The sequence below is a fragment of the Blautia sp. LMAG:36 genome (assembly GCF_008680535.1).
In the GTDB taxonomy this organism is placed as follows: Bacteria; Bacillota; Clostridia; order Lachnospirales; family Lachnospiraceae; genus Blautia_A; species Blautia_A fusiformis.
Genome location: NZ_NALB01000010.1, coordinates 44,704 through 59,803 on the forward strand (window position 1 = coordinate 44,704; position 15,100 = coordinate 59,803).

The following is a 15,100-nucleotide window of genomic DNA, read 5'->3' on the forward strand; positions in this document are numbered from 1 at the left end:
CAATATGTTATGATAATAAAAACATATGAGATAAGCGAAAGGAGTCTATTATGAGAGAAATCGAAGTAAACAGACTTACAGAGATTATCGAAAAACTCTGTATCGAAGCCAATGAACATCTCCCGGAAGATGTGAAGGATGCTATCAAAACCTGCCGTGCCTGCGAGGACGGCGAGATCGCAAAAGGTGTCCTTGATAACATTATCGAGAATTTTGATATTGCGGACAGTGAGAATGTTCCGATCTGTCAGGATACCGGAATGGCATGCGTATTCCTTGAAATTGGCCAGGATGTCCACTTTACAGGCGGAGATTTAAATGATGCCATCAATGAAGGTGTACGCCGCGGATACGATAAAGGTTACCTGAGAAAATCCGTTGTCAAGGATCCGGTACGCCGTGGAAACACAGGTGACAATACACCGGCTATGATCTATACAGAGATCGTTCCTGGAGATCAGGTGAAAGTAACTGTAGGACCAAAAGGCTTCGGAAGCGAGAATATGAGCCAGATCCGTATGTTCAAGCCATCTGCAGGCCTTCAGGGAATCAAGGATTTCATTCTTGAGGTTGTAGAAACTGCAGGTCCGAACCCATGTCCGCCTATGGTAGTTGGTGTTGGTATCGGAGGAACTTTTGACAAATGTGCACTTCTTGCAAAGAAAGCGCTGATGCGTCCTCTGAATACAGAGAACCCGGATCCTTACTATGCAGATCTTGAGAAAGAGATGCTGGAGAAGATCAACAAGCTTGGTATCGGACCTCAGGGCTTTGGCGGAAAGACCACAGCTATCGGTCTGAACATTGAGACTATGCCTACTCATATCGCAGGTATGCCATGTGCAGTTAACATCAACTGCCATGTAACACGTCATAAAACGGAGGTGCTTTAATATGGAAAGAAGAAAGATCACACTGCCTCTGACAAGAGAGCTGGCAAGAACTCTCCATGCAGGCGACCAGGTTTTACTGACAGGAACCATCTATACATCCCGTGATGCAGGTCACAAGAGAATGTGCGAGGCCCTTGCAAAAGGAGAAAAGATTCCTTTTGATCCTACAGATGCTACTATTTACTATGTAGGTCCGACTCCGGCAAAACCAGGCGAAGTCATCGGCTCCGCAGGCCCTACAACCAGCGGCCGTATGGATGCCTATGCACCGACTATGATGTCCGTAGGCGCCAGAGGAATGATCGGAAAAGGTGCCCGCCTTCCGGAAGTCGTAGATGCAATGAAAAAATATGACGGCGTATATTTCGGAGCCATCGGCGGTGCAGGGGCACTTCTTGCAAAATGCATCAAAAAAGCAGAGCTTATCGCTTACGAAGACCTCGGAGCAGAAGCACTCCGCAAGCTTTATGTGGAAGACATGCCGCTTGTAGTCATCATTGACAGCGAGGGAAATAACCTCTACGAAGAGGGGCGTGCAGAGTACCTGAAAGACCATGCAGAATAATCTTTTGCTCTACAATATGATATTGTGATATATTTCAAAAAGGAATAAAAAAAGGATAAAAGTCCGACAGTAAATGCTGAAAATCCGTGCAGAAGCATTTATTGTTGGGCTTTTTAATTTTATCATTTCACTTTCAATTTAATCATTCTTGAGAAAATGATCAAATTAAAGTTGACAATGATAAGATTGATTTATATACTTGAAGTAAATAAAATCGAAAAAAGAGTGATAAAGAAGGTGATGAAAAATATATGAGACAGTTTGATTATCGGGAAAAGTGGAAAAATCTGTTGACTCCTGAAATTGTATCTTACCTGACACAGATACATGAATTTAAAGGAGAACAAACTCTTTTTATTGAGGCCAAAGCAGATACTCTTACACAATTAGTTGAAATCGCCAAGATTCAAAGTACGGAAAGTTCCAATAAAATAGAAGGTATTTATACATCAGATATCAGATTGCGGGAATTGGTAAAAGACAAAACAAGGCCAAGGACAAGAAATGAACAGGAAATTGCCGGATACAGAGATGTATTGAATACAATTCATGAAAGTCATGACCATATCCCACCAAAGTCTGCGATTATTTTACAGCTCCACAGAGATTTGTATAAATTTGAAAGCTACAATATTGGAGGGAAATATAAAACTGCGGATAATATAATTGAGGAAGAAGATTCCCGGGGAATAAAAAAAATACGGTTTAAACCAGTACCGGCCTGGGAAACACCGGAAGCAATGGAAGAACTATGCAGAGCATTTGAAGAGGCAATGGCAACAGGAGAAATAGATCCACTTCTTTTGATTCCAATGTTTATTCTGGATTTCCTATGCATACATCCGTTTAATGACGGCAATGGAAGAATGAGCCGTTTACTTACACTATTACTTTTGTACAGATCCGGCTATATTGTGGGAAAATATATCAGTATCGAGAGAATGATAGAAAATTCAAAGGAATTATACTATGAATGTTTAAGGGAAAGTTCTGAGAACTGGTATGAGAATAAGAATGATTATATACCATTTGTAAAATATATGCTTGGCGTTATCGTAGGAGCATACAGAGAATTTTCTTCAAGGATAAAATTGCTGATAACGCAGAATATATCAAAACCGGAGCGAATAGAAGAGATTATAAAAAATAATCCGGGTATAATTACAAAAAAAGAAATCGCAGAAAAATGTCCGGATATCAGTGTGGTAACGATACAGAGAACACTGGCAGAATTACTGACAGCAGAAAAAATTTTAAAAATCGGCGGTGGCAGGTATACGAAATATACCTGGAATAATGAACGATAGATGGGAGATAAAAAATGATCACTGGTGAATTAAAAAACAAAATAGATGGTTTATGGGATATATTTGCGGCAGGAGGACTTGTCAATCCACTGGAAGTAATCGAACAGATTACATACCTGATGTTTATTCATGATCTGGATGATTCCGATAATATGCGTGCAAGAGAAAGTGCAATGCTTGGCTTGCCATTTCAGAGTATTTTTTCCGGAGAAGTAAAAATAGGTGAGAGAACAATTGACGGAAGTCAGCTGAAATGGTCCGTATTCCATGATTTTCCGGCAGACAGAATGTATATGATCATGCAGGAATGGGTATTTCCGTTTATAAAAAATCTTCATAATGATAAAAACAGTGCATATTCCAAATATATGGACGATGCGATATTTAAGCTTCCGACACCACTCCTTTTATCCAAAGTGGTGGATTCTCTGGATGAAATTTACAAACTTATGAATGAAATCCAGACAGCAGATGTCAGAGGAGATGTATATGAATATCTTCTTTCAAAAATAGCTCAGTCCGGACGGAATGGACAGTTCCGTACACCAAGACATATTATCCGGATGATGGTTGAGATGATGGATCCGTCCAGTGATGAGATTATCTGTGATCCGGCATGTGGAACCTCCGGATTTCTGGTTGCAGCAGGAGAATATCTGAAAGAAAAAAGAAAAGAAGAAATTTTTTATGATAAGCAGAAAAAAGATCATTACATGAATCATATGTTCCATGGATATGATATGGACCGCACCATGCTTCGTATTGGAGCCATGAATATGATGACTCACGGAATAGAAAATCCTTATATTGAGTATCGGGACAGCTTATCTGATCAGAATGCAGATAAAGATCAGTATTCCCTTGTGCTGGCAAACCCACCTTTTAAAGGAAGCCTGGATGCAGAGTCCGTTTCCGGAGATCTTCTTAAAGTTTGCAAGACAAAGAAAACAGAACTTTTATTTCTGGCTTTGTTTTTGAGGATTATGAAAATTGGAGGCAGATGTGCCTGTATTGTACCAGATGGTGTACTTTTCGGATCATCACGGGCACATAAATCCATCCGTAAGGAAATTGTTGAAAATCAGAGACTGGAAGCTGTAATATCTATGCCTTCCGGTGTATTTAAACCCTATGCAGGAGTATCCACAGCAATCCTTATTTTTACAAAAACAGAACATGGCGGAACTGATCAGGTATGGTTTTATGACATGAAAGCAGATGGCTTCAGTCTGGACGATAAACGTACTCCGGTTACAGAAAATGACATTCCGGATATTATAGAGCGTTTCAAAAACCTTGATAAAGAAGCGGACCGGAAGCGAACAGACCAGTCATTTATGGTACCGAAAAAAGATATTGTGGAAAATGATTATGACCTCAGTATCAATAAATACAAAGAAATTGAATACACCCCGGTGGAATATCCGCCAACATCAGAAATCATGGCCAATATCCGGGAGCTGGAGCTGGAGATTGGAAAAGAAATGGATGAGTTGGAGAGGTTGTTGGGATTATAGAAGAAAGGATGGCAGATTCGAAAATTCGGATTTGTGTGGAATGATGTAGATGGAAAAATGTAAACTTGGTGATATATGTGAGATTGTATCAGGGAGTACACCTAAAACTACTATAGAAGAATATTGGGATGGTGATGTCAAATGGATAACACCGGCGGAGCTCAATGAGAATGTATATATAATTAATGATAGTGTACGGAAAATTACGAAATTGGCGGTTGAAAAAACAGGCTTATCTTCATTTCCAGAGGGAACAGTGATTCTTTCGACAAGAGCGCCTATTGGCAAAGTTGCTATTGCTGGATGCGAAATGTATTGTAATCAAGGGTTTAAAAATTTGATATGTTCGGAGAAAATATTTAATAAATATTTATATTGGTTCTTAAAAGGAAATACTATGTTTTTGAATTCGCTTGGTAGAGGTGCAACATTTAAAGAAATATCAAAGGCAATAGTTTCAGAAATCGAAATAAATGTTCCTGAAATAGAAGAGCAACATGAAATAGTAAAAATTTTGGAAAAAGTAAATACCATTATTAGGTTTAGAAAACAAGAATTATCGGTGTTAGATACTTTAGTCAAAGCCCGATTTGTCGAGATGTTTGAGAACAAAACAGAATACGATCAATTTAGATTGGAAGAAATTGCGGACATTGTTTCAGGGATAACTAAAGGAAGAAAAACAAAATGTGGAGAATTGCGAGAAGTGCCATATATGGCTGTTTCAAACGTAAAAGATGGATATATTGATTGGACAACTGTTAAAACAATATTAGCAACAGAAGATGAAATAATTCAGTATAAATTATTGCCAGACGATGTCTTAATGACTGAGGGTGGAGATCCAGATAAACTAGGAAGAGGAGCTATTATATCTTTACCACCGAAAGATTGTATTCATCAGAATCATATATTTAGAGTACGATTGGATGAAACACGAATATTACCGCGATATTTTTCAGCTTATTTACAAAGCCCGCAGGCAAAAACATATTTCTTGAGAGCAGCAAAACAAACGACAGGTATAGCAAGCATAAATATGCGGCAGTTGAGAGGATTGCCGACAATTGTGCCACCTATAGAACAGCAATTAAAATATGTTTCTTTTAGTGAACAAGTAGACAAATCAAAAGTTAAAGTACAAAAAGCACTGGATGAAACACAAAAGTTATTCGATAGTCTGATGCAACAATACTTTGGCTAGAAAGGAGAGAAGCTGAATGGCGATAATGACGGTGTATCATGGTGGATATCAGGCTTTAGAGAAACCGGAAATCAGAAAAGGTCGTAATACAAAAGATTTTGGAACTGGTTTTTACTGTACGATTATAAAAGAACAGGCTCAAAGATGGGCCAGGAGATATGATACGAAAGTTGTATCTGTCTATGATGTGCGTTTAAAATCGAATCTGAAAATAAAAGAATTCAAAGATATGACAGAAGAATGGTTGGATTTTATAATTGCATGTCGGAGTGGGAAAGACCATGAATATGATATTGTAATCGGTGCAATGGCAGACGATCAGATTTATAATTTTGTTTCTGATTACATGGACGGTACGATTACCAGAGAACAGTTTTGGGTTCTGGCAAAGTTCAAGTATCCAACTCATCAGATAGCATTTTGTTCCAAAGAATCATTGAAATGCCTGAAGTATAGAGATTGTGAGGTGCTATAAATGGCAGGAGAAGGACATGAAAGCAAAAAAGATAATGATTTATTTTACACATGCAGCCTGATCGATTACATTGCCAGGAAAACAAAGAATACACGGGCAGATGTTGTAAATAAACTTGGAAAGCAGAGAATTGATAAAATCTATGACCTGGCAGATATTTACCATTGTGACAACATTGACAGAGTCAGTGAGGATTTTATTGAAGAAGCAGGAATGCAAGAAGGAAATTTTAACAATGTGGGTGATTGTAAATACAGCATTCCATCACATTGGGACATTGGAAAAGTATATAAGCGGCTGATAAAAATGGTTGCTGCAGATGAAAATATTGGAATCGTAGATGCTTTAATAAAAGTATACAATTCCTTTATCAGTGCAAAGATTGATGACTACAACAGCAGTGTATATTACGAAAATCCGTCATATATATTTGAATCGTACCGAGAAAACAAAATGCTATAAACAAAATGGTTGAAGGATGCTGGTATATCTTGAAAGGAGTATGCCAGTATGGAAGAAAAAATAGTAAAAATACTGAATGAAATGTCAGAATATCTGTCAATTACACAAATGAAAAAACTTCAGGAAGTAATCTTAAAAGTATGTGCAGAGAATGAAGCTGACAAAATGGAAATATCCAATATAGATTTTCTTAAAATGTTTCTGGACGCAAAGAAGATAGAAGGTTGTTCAGAAAGAACTATTCAATATTATAAAGTTACGGTAGAACATTTGTTATCCCATATTGAAACATCTGTAAGGAAGATTACAACAGAAGAAATACGGACATATCTGGCAGAATATCAGAAAAATAATAAATGTTCAAATGTTACGGTGGATAACATTCGAAGAAACATTTCCAGCTTTTTCTCCTGGTTAGAGGAAGAAGATTATATTTTAAAAAGTCCTATGAAACGGATTCATAAGATTAAAACTAAAACGGTAGTAAAAAGCGTTATTACAGATGAAGGAATTGAACGACTTAGGGATAACTGCAAAGAAATCAGGGATCTGGCAATTATAGATTTACTATATTCTACAGGAATACGAGTAGGTGAACTGGTAAATCTGAATGTTGATGATATTGATTTAGAAGGGCGTGAGTGCATTGTATATGGAAAGGGAGACAAAGAGCGACGGGTATATTTTGATGCAAAAGCGAAGGTGCATTTAAAAAAATATATTGATCACCGAAAAGATAATAATTCTGCATTGTTTGTAACCCTGGATGCACCACATGATAGGCTAAAAATAAGCGGAGTGGAAATTCGTTTAAGGGAATTAGGAAGACGAATTGATCTGGAACGCATTCATCCCCATAAATTTCGAAGAACCATGGCAACCAGAGCAATAGATAAAGGAATGCCAATAGAACAGGTGCAAAAAATATTAGGACATTCACAAATTGATACAACGATGCAGTATGCGATGGTGAATCAAAACAATGTTAAAACATCTCATCAGAAATATATGAGCTGACTTTTATTCAAAATTCGGATTTGTAGTGAGGGCATATGAGATATAAATTAAAAGAGATATTTGATTTGCAGATGGGAAAAACACCATCAAGAAATAATCCAGATTATTGGTGTACAGAAGATAATAAATGGATTTCCATAGCGGATTTAACAAAGGCAGGAAAGTATATTTCCGATACAAAGGAATTTTTATCAGATGCTGCAGTCAAAGAGAGTGGAATAAAAATTATTCCTGCCAATACAGTTATTATGAGCTTTAAGTTATCAATTGGAAAGACTGCAATAACAGCAGAAGATATGTATTCTAATGAAGCGATAATGGCATTTCATGATAAGCATGCTGTTGATATCCTTCCAGAGTATATATTTTATTTGTTTAAATATAGAAATTGGGATGAAAGTAGTAATAAAGCTGTAATGGGAAAGACTCTCAATAAAGCGACTTTGTCGGAAATGGAGATAGATGTTTGCTCTATAAAAAAACAGAGAGAAATTGTTGCTGTTCTTGATAAAATGATGCGTGTTTTAGTAAATAGAGAGAAGGAATTATTTTTATTAGATAACCTTATTAAAGCCCGATTTGTCGAGATGTTTGGTGATGCTGTAGATAATCCTATGGGATGGGAAAAGAAGCAACTTCAAGAGATTGTTACTGATGATTGTACTATATCATATGGCATTGTACAGACCGGAAATGACCAAGAAGAGGGAGTGCCAGTATTCAGACCTGTTGATATTGTCAATAGAATTCCCAAGTTGGAAGAGTTAAAAAGAACTACTGAGGAAATATCCAATAAATACAAGAGAACGATATTAAAAGGTCATGAAATGCTTATAACAGTTCGAGCTAATATCGCTGATACTTGTATTGTTGGAAAAGAATTCAAAGGATGCAATGTTGGAAGAGGTATTGTCCCTATTAGAACTCAAGAGAACATTATGGTGTTAGAATTCTTAAAATATCTTATGGATAGCAAGCATTTGAATGACGATATTAAAAGTAAAGCCAAGGGCATTACTTTGATTCAGTTGAATATGGAAGATTTGAGAGAGGTAGAGCTTATTGTTCCACCTATTGAACAGCAAAAGGCATTTGTGGAGTTTGCGGAACAAGTCGACAAATCAAAAGTTATCAATCAGCTTTTACAGAAATGGAATTATATGTGTCACGTTACAATCGAGAAAGTAAAATAAAGCAAAAGAAATGTTTTACGGAGATACGTGAGAGAAATTACTTACTACGAGGGGGATGAAATTTACAATGGTATATTTTCAGAAGAGGGTTAAATATGCAAAATGAAATAATTTTATTTGAAACTGCTGATAAGGAAATAAAATTAACTGTGTCTGTCAAAAATAATACCGTATGGCTTAATAGGAATCAGCTAGCTAAATTATTTGGAAGAGACGTAAAGACAATTGGTAAACATATTAATAATGCATTAAAAGAAGAACTGGATAATTCAGTTGTCGCAAATTTTGCGACAACTGCTTCAGATGGAAAAGTGTATCAAGTAGAACATTATAATTTAGATATGATTATTTCTATAGGCTATAGAGTCAAATCTAACAGAGGTGTAGAATTTAGAAAATGGGCAAATAATGTTCTGAAACAGTATATCCTACAAGGCTATGCAATCAATAAAAAAAGATTAGAAGCCTTACAGAGAACAGTAAATATTCAAACCAAAATGCTTGCATGTACTTTGGAAATAGATGAAGCAGAGGTGCTAAAAGCTGTTGATTTATATACAAATGCCTTGATGTTATTAGACCAGTATGATCACCAGTCGATTAAAAAGCCTGCAGGAAATAAAGCCATATACAGAATTACATACGAGGATTGTAGAAATATGGTGAATGCAATGGAAGATTCATTTCATTCGGATGTCTTTGGTGTTGAAAAAGAAACGGGGAAAGTTGAAGGTATTTTTGCAGCAATTTACCAAAATGTTTTCGGAGGAGAGGTTTATCCTTCTTTAGAAGAGAAAGCCGCTAATCTTTTGTATTTTATGATAAAAGATCATCCCTATGCTGATGGATGTAAGAGAATTGCTGCATCGTTATTTTTGGAATTTTTAGCTCGCAATGATGTACTCTACAAAGATGGACAGAAAAGGATAAGTGATGGTGCATTAGTAGCAATTACATTGATGATTGCAGAGTCAGATCCAAAAGAAAAAGATATTATGGTTAATTTGGTAATGAATTTATTGTCAATGTAAAGTGAAAGTAAAAGAGGGAGATTTCACAATGGTAACAAACTTTGATTACTTAAAAAATGAATCAAAATTCTCTGCATTTGCGAATGTTGCCATCTCTGCAGAGAAAATTATATTAGCAGATCCGGATGCGAGTATTCTTAACAGCCGGCGGGCTATGGAATTTGCTGTGAAATGGTTGTATTCTGTGGAGAACAGTTTGCAGATTCCGTACCAGGATAACCTTCACACTTTGATGAATACAGAGGAATTCAGACAGTTAGTGGGACCGGATCTTTGGAAACGGATGGATTATATCCGCAGATGTGGAAATAGTGTGGCACATAGCAATAAAAAACCTGGCAGAGATGCAGCGATGCTCTGTCTTGAAAATCTGTCGATTTTTTTAGATTACGTTGCATATTGTTATGGAGAACAGTATCAGGAACATCCATTTGACAAATCGATTATTGATGGCAGAATTGAGAAGGCAAAGGCATCCAGGGAAACAGCCAGAAAAACAAAGGAAACACTTCTGAAAGAACAAGAAAAAACTGCCCAGCAGGAACTGGATCTACAAAAACTGATGACAGAAAATACTTTTCTCAGGGAAGAACTGTCCGCACGTCACGAGAAACAGCAGCAGACATATGTTCCGAAACCTCTGGATCTATCTGAATATGAAACCAGAAAACTTTACATAGATTCCATGCTCATTGATGCAGGGTGGACGCAGGGAAAAGACTGGTTAAATGAGATGACTGTGACAGGAATGCCGAATAAATCAGGGATTGGACGTATTGATTATGTTCTTTATGATGATACGAGTAAACCTCTGGCAATTATAGAAGCAAAACGTACCTGCAAGGATATTGCTGAGGGCAGGCAGCAGGCGAAACTTTACGCAGATCTGCTGGAAAAGAAATATGAACGACGTCCGGTAATTTTCCTTACCAATGGTTTTGAAACCCGGATCATAGACGGACAATATCCAGAAAGAAAATGTTCAGTTATTTATTCCAAACGGGATCTGGAGAAATGGTTTAACCTTTTGAGTATGCGTACAAGCCTGCAAAATATTTCTGTAGATAAAAAGATAGCAGACCGCTATTATCAGGAAGCCGCGATAAAAGCAGTATGCCAGAGCTTTGATGAAAAGAATCGGAGAAAAGCCCTGCTTGTTATGGCCACAGGTTCCGGAAAAACCAGAACAGTAATGGCTTTGTGCAAGGTACTGGTTGATGCGGGCTGGGTAAAGAATATACTTTTTCTGGCGGACAGAAATTCACTGGTAACACAGGCGAAAAGAAGTTTTGTAAACTGGATGCAGGATTTTTCCTGTACAAATCTGGTTGAAGAAAAGAATAATTATATGTCGCGATGTGTTTTCTCCACATATCAGACCATGATAAACTGTATTGATACGATAAATGACAAAGAAGGAAAAGTTTTTACCAGTGGTCATTTTGATCTGATCATTTGTGATGAAGCGCACAGATCCATCTATAATAAATATAAAGATATTTTTACATATTTTGATGCACTGCTTGTAGGACTTACCGCAACACCGAAAGATGAGATTGACAAAAATACATATGAAGTGTTTGAACTGGCAAACGGAGATCCCACTTATGGATATGATCTGGCGCAGGCGGTTAAGGATGGATATCTGGTTGATTATCTTTCGGTGGAATCCAGGGTGAAATTTATTGATCAGGGAATTGTATATGATGAACTTTCAGAAGCAGATAAAGAAATCTATGAAAATACTTTTGAAGACGAAAATGGAAAGCTTCCGGAAGCGATAAATTCGGCTGCATTGAATACCTGGATTTTTAACGAAGATACCATTAAAAAAATTCTTCATGTCCTGATGAGAGATGGAATTAAAATTGAATACGGACAGAAGATTGGAAAAACAATTATTTTTGCGAAAAATCATGATCATGCGGAAAAGATCCTTGAGATTTTTAATAAGGAATATCCGCATTTAAAGAATTATGCTATGGTGATCGATAACAGAATGAAATATGCACAGAGTGCAATTGATGAGTTTTCAGATCCGAAAAAACTACCGCAGATCGCAATTTCTGTAGATATGTTAGATACCGGAATTGATGTACCTGAAGTTCTTAATCTTGTATTCTTTAAGAAAGTTATGAGTAAAGCAAAATTCTGGCAGATGATCGGACGAGGAACAAGACTATGCCCGGGATTGTTGGATGGGGAAGATAAGAAAAAGTTTTACATTTTTGATTTTTGTGGAAATTTTGAGTTTTTCCGAATGAATAAAGGAAAAGCAAGCGCAAATCTGATGGCGTTGCAAAGTGCAGTTTTTAATCTTCAGTTTGAGATTTCGTACAAGCTTCAGGATATTAAATATCAGACAGATAAATTAACTGCGTACAGGACTGCACTTGTAAAGCACATGACTGAAAAAGTAAAAGAGCTCCCAAGAGATAGTTTTACAGTTCGCCAACATTTGAAATATGTAGAATTATATTCAGAAGAGTCGAACTATCAGATGCTTACTTATGAAGATACTTTACTTGTACGGGAAGAGGTTGCACCCTTGATTTTGCCTGAAAGTGATGAAGTAACAGCAGTACGTTTTGATGCACTTATGTATGGAATAGAACTTGCATCTCTGGTTGGAAAGAAATATACAAGTGCGCGAAAAGATCTTTTAAAAAAGGTTTCCGGAATTGCTGGTGTGGCAAATATACCGGAGATTCAGGCACAAACAGGGCTGATCGATCAGATTTTGCATACAGATTATATGGAAAATGCAGGAATCAATGAATTTGAAAATATCAGGGAAAATCTGAGAGATCTTATGAAGTATATTCCGGATAAGAGCAGGAATAAATATATGACCAATTTTACAGACGAAATTCTTTCAACGGAATGGAAAGAAGCAGAATTGGAAAACGATGATCTGGAAAATTATAAAGTACGGGTAGAATATTATGTCCGACAGCATCAGGATAACCATGTAATAGCTAAGCTGAAAAAGAATCAGTCACTTACAGAAAAAGATGTAGCTGAACTGGAAAAAATTCTCTGGAGCGAGCTTGGTACAAAAGAGGATTATGAAGCAGAATTTGGCAGAAAGCCATTGGGAGAATTTGTCAGAGAAATGGTAGGTCTTGATATGAATGCAGCAAAGGAAGCTTTTTCAAAGTATCTTGAGGATGTAAATCTGGACAGCAGGCAGATTTATTTTGTAAATCAGATCATTGAGTATATTGTTCATAATGGAATGATGAAGGATCTTTCTGTTTTGCTGGAATCTCCGTTTACGGATCGTGGGAGCATTTCGGAAATCTTTACAGATATGGGTGTTTGGCTTGGAATAAAAAAAGTCATTGATACGATCAACGCAAATGCTGCTGCATAAACATCCACCTCTGTAAAACATAAAATTTCAACCGGATTTACAATAAATTTAACCATAAATCCGGTTGACAAAACCCGGCCGGGAACGTTATAATGGCCGGGTTGATAAGATATTTTAAGAAAAAAGGCAGGTGAACAGAATGGACAGTTGTGATTCTCATGGGCGAAGTTGTAGCTCTCGGAGTGAAAGATGGAAAAAACAGAGAGGGATGAGGCTGTTCCATTCTGTTTTAAGTGTACAGAATATCTGTGGGAATATTATGTCTGTATATCAGAAGGATATATATGACAGGATATATAGGTGACACCAGAATCTGTACGGTATTATTACATTATAATTGTAGCAGGATTATAATAGATATCTTTTTCATTCTTCTCATTCTGAGAATCTTACAGTAAGGCGATCATGTATAAATTCATTTCGCTTTATACTCAAATCCCAAGGAAACACAATCGAAAATCAAACAGCACATAGACATGCTTTAACATGTCTGTTTTTGGTGTGCGTGTTTTGTGCGAAACTATGTGAGGAGGATGAGAAAATGACAAAAAGGAATCAGGATTTTTCAAAAGATATTCTGAGTCTGATCCGAAGCAGTGTTTCTCCGGCAGTTTTAAGTGAAAGGCTGCAGGATTTCCACGAAAACGATCTGGCGGAAGTATTAAGAGAATTAAGCACTGCGGAGCGAAGCAGACTATACCGTATCCTGGAAAGCAGTATGCTGGCAGATGTTTTTGAGTATCTGGAGGAAGAAGAAACTGTACAATATCTGGAAGAGATGGATGTAAAAAAAGCGGCAGCCATTCTTTCCAAAATGGAAACCGATGCTCTGGCAGATGTTTTAAAGCAGATCGATAAAGAAAAACGCAAGCTTCTGATCCAGCTTCTGGATGAACAGGTGCGGAAAGATATTGAAATGATCCGCTCCTTTGATGAGGATGAGATCGGAAGCAGAATGACAACGAACTGCATTGTGATCCGTGAAAATCTGACCGTAAAGCAGGCCATGAGTGAGCTGATTTCCCAGGCGGCAGATAATGATAATATTTCTACGATCTTTGCAGTGACGGACAGAGGGGAGTTTTATGGAGCCCTGGATCTGAAGGATCTGATCACAGCAAGACAGGACCACCCTATGGAAGAGCTGATCGTAACTTCCTATCCATATGTGTATGGTACTGAGCAGATCGACGACTGTATGGAACGGCTGAAGGATTATTCTGAAGATTCCATTCCTGTATTGGACGATGACAATCGTTTCCTTGGAGTGATCACATCCGCAGGGATCATCGATCTGGTAGACGATGAGATGGGAGAGGATTATGCAAAGCTGGCTGGTCTGACTGCAGAGGAAGATCTGAAAGAACCTCTTTTTGAAAGCATGAAAAAAAGAATGCCCTGGCTGATCGTTCTTCTGGGCCTTGGTATGGTGGTATCTTCTGTTGTGGGAATGTTTGAAAAAGTAGTTACCTGTCTGCCGATCATCATGTGCTTTCAGTCTCTGATCCTGGATATGGCAGGAAATGTTGGAACCCAGTCCCTGGCTGTAACCATCCGTGTACTGATGGATGAAACGCTGACGGGCAGACAGAAAGCAGAGCTTGTGCTGAAGGAAATGCGGATCGGTCTTTGCAACGGTGGTCTGCTCGGTATTCTGTCTTTTGTACTGATCGGATTGTATATTTTCTTATTCAAAGGAAAAACACTCGTATTTGCCTATGCGGTATCCGGCTGTATCGGATTATCTCTGCTGGTGGCCATGCTGGTATCCAGTGCAGTAGGAACCTGCATACCGCTGTTTTTCAAAAAGGTTGGTGTGGACCCGGCAGTAGCCTCAGGTCCTCTGATCACTACGATGAATGACCTTGTAGCCGTGATAACATACTATGGAATGAGCTGGATATTCCTGATCGAGATGTTCCACCTGGCTGGCTGAGAGTAAAATGCAGCTATGCTCATAAAAATAGACAGATATCAGAAATCTGTCGAATAACAGAAAAGTTACCAATACAAAAAAATTCCGGATCGAAAGATTCGGGATTTTTCTTTACATACAAACA

Annotated in this window: 12 protein-coding genes; all 12 read left to right on the forward strand. The window is 37.6% G+C overall.

All coding sequences use genetic code 11. From position 1 onward, the window contains the following. The first annotated feature begins 50 nt into the window (after window positions 1-50). The 12 genes from CCC17_RS12680 (at window position 51) to mgtE (ending at window position 14,976) form a co-directional block, all read left to right on the forward strand. Window positions 51-893 carry a fumarate hydratase gene (locus CCC17_RS12680; RefSeq protein WP_015524694.1) on the forward strand — a complete coding sequence of 281 codons (843 nt, stop codon included), beginning with the start codon at window positions 51-53 and terminating at the stop codon, window positions 891-893. A 1-nt stretch (window position 894) separates the two neighbouring features. Further along, a complete protein-coding gene (locus CCC17_RS12685) occupies window positions 895-1,458 on the forward strand; it encodes a Fe-S-containing hydro-lyase (RefSeq protein ID WP_022426051.1) in 564 nt (187 codons plus the stop codon). Between the two features lie 251 nt (window positions 1,459-1,709). Continuing rightward, window positions 1,710-2,765, forward strand: a complete 1,056-nt coding sequence (locus CCC17_RS12690) for a Fic family protein (protein ID WP_161208510.1) — start codon at window positions 1,710-1,712, stop codon at window positions 2,763-2,765. A gap of 14 nt (window positions 2,766-2,779) precedes the next feature. After that, window positions 2,780-4,282, forward strand: a complete 1,503-nt coding sequence (locus tag CCC17_RS12695; protein WP_161208508.1) for a class I SAM-dependent DNA methyltransferase — start codon at window positions 2,780-2,782, stop codon at window positions 4,280-4,282. A gap of 49 nt (window positions 4,283-4,331) precedes the next feature. Beyond that, a complete protein-coding gene (locus CCC17_RS12700) occupies window positions 4,332-5,486 on the forward strand; it encodes a restriction endonuclease subunit S (protein ID WP_287083209.1) in 1,155 nt (384 codons plus the stop codon). A 16-nt stretch (window positions 5,487-5,502) separates the two neighbouring features. Beyond that, window positions 5,503-5,961: a DUF3990 domain-containing protein gene (locus tag CCC17_RS12705; protein WP_161208501.1), complete on the forward strand. Its 459-nt coding sequence runs from the start codon at window positions 5,503-5,505 to the stop codon at window positions 5,959-5,961. After that, window positions 5,962-6,423: a hypothetical protein gene (locus tag CCC17_RS12710; protein WP_021651847.1), complete on the forward strand. Its 462-nt coding sequence runs from the start codon at window positions 5,962-5,964 to the stop codon at window positions 6,421-6,423. Window positions 6,424-6,471: 48 nt separating this feature from the next. Next, window positions 6,472-7,440, forward strand: coding sequence for a site-specific tyrosine recombinase/integron integrase (xerA, locus tag CCC17_RS12715; protein ID WP_021651848.1), 969 nt, complete (start codon window positions 6,472-6,474; stop codon window positions 7,438-7,440). 35 nt (window positions 7,441-7,475) lie between these two features. Further along, on the forward strand, window positions 7,476-8,633 hold the full coding sequence (locus CCC17_RS12720; RefSeq protein WP_287083210.1) for a restriction endonuclease subunit S: 1,158 nt from the start codon (window positions 7,476-7,478) through the stop codon (window positions 8,631-8,633). 95 nt (window positions 8,634-8,728) lie between these two features. Further along, the gene (rhuM, locus tag CCC17_RS12725) at window positions 8,729-9,664 is read left to right on the forward strand and encodes a RhuM family protein (protein WP_287083211.1); all 936 of its coding nucleotides are present in this window, start codon (window positions 8,729-8,731) and stop codon (window positions 9,662-9,664) included. A gap of 28 nt (window positions 9,665-9,692) precedes the next feature. Beyond that, window positions 9,693-13,040 (forward strand): DEAD/DEAH box helicase family protein, encoded by a 3,348-nt coding sequence (locus CCC17_RS12730; RefSeq protein WP_287083212.1) that lies wholly within the window; start codon window positions 9,693-9,695, stop codon window positions 13,038-13,040. Between the two features lie 541 nt (window positions 13,041-13,581). Next, window positions 13,582-14,976: a magnesium transporter gene (gene mgtE / locus CCC17_RS12735; RefSeq protein ID WP_227573802.1), complete on the forward strand. Its 1,395-nt coding sequence runs from the start codon at window positions 13,582-13,584 to the stop codon at window positions 14,974-14,976. The last annotated feature ends 124 nt before the right edge of the window (window positions 14,977-15,100 follow it).

What these genes read in the sequence shown, in the direction of transcription:
- CCC17_RS12680 (WP_015524694.1), top strand. Translation starts at nt 51, where the DNA reads ATGAGAGAAATCGAAGTAAACAGACTTACAGAGATTATCGAAAAACTC.
- CCC17_RS12685 (WP_022426051.1), top strand. Translation starts at nt 895, where the DNA reads ATGGAAAGAAGAAAGATCACACTGCCTCTGACAAGAGAGCTGGCAAGA.
- CCC17_RS12690 (WP_161208510.1), top strand. Translation starts at nt 1,710, where the DNA reads ATGAGACAGTTTGATTATCGGGAAAAGTGGAAAAATCTGTTGACTCCT.
- CCC17_RS12695 (WP_161208508.1), top strand. Translation starts at nt 2,780, where the DNA reads ATGATCACTGGTGAATTAAAAAACAAAATAGATGGTTTATGGGATATA.
- CCC17_RS12700 (WP_287083209.1), top strand. Translation starts at nt 4,332, where the DNA reads ATGGAAAAATGTAAACTTGGTGATATATGTGAGATTGTATCAGGGAGT.
- CCC17_RS12705 (WP_161208501.1), top strand. Translation starts at nt 5,503, where the DNA reads ATGGCGATAATGACGGTGTATCATGGTGGATATCAGGCTTTAGAGAAA.
- CCC17_RS12710 (WP_021651847.1), top strand. Translation starts at nt 5,962, where the DNA reads ATGGCAGGAGAAGGACATGAAAGCAAAAAAGATAATGATTTATTTTAC.
- xerA (WP_021651848.1), top strand. Translation starts at nt 6,472, where the DNA reads ATGGAAGAAAAAATAGTAAAAATACTGAATGAAATGTCAGAATATCTG.
- CCC17_RS12720 (WP_287083210.1), top strand. Translation starts at nt 7,476, where the DNA reads ATGAGATATAAATTAAAAGAGATATTTGATTTGCAGATGGGAAAAACA.
- rhuM (WP_287083211.1), top strand. Translation starts at nt 8,729, where the DNA reads ATGCAAAATGAAATAATTTTATTTGAAACTGCTGATAAGGAAATAAAA.
- CCC17_RS12730 (WP_287083212.1), top strand. Translation starts at nt 9,693, where the DNA reads ATGGTAACAAACTTTGATTACTTAAAAAATGAATCAAAATTCTCTGCA.
- mgtE (WP_227573802.1), top strand. Translation starts at nt 13,582, where the DNA reads ATGACAAAAAGGAATCAGGATTTTTCAAAAGATATTCTGAGTCTGATC.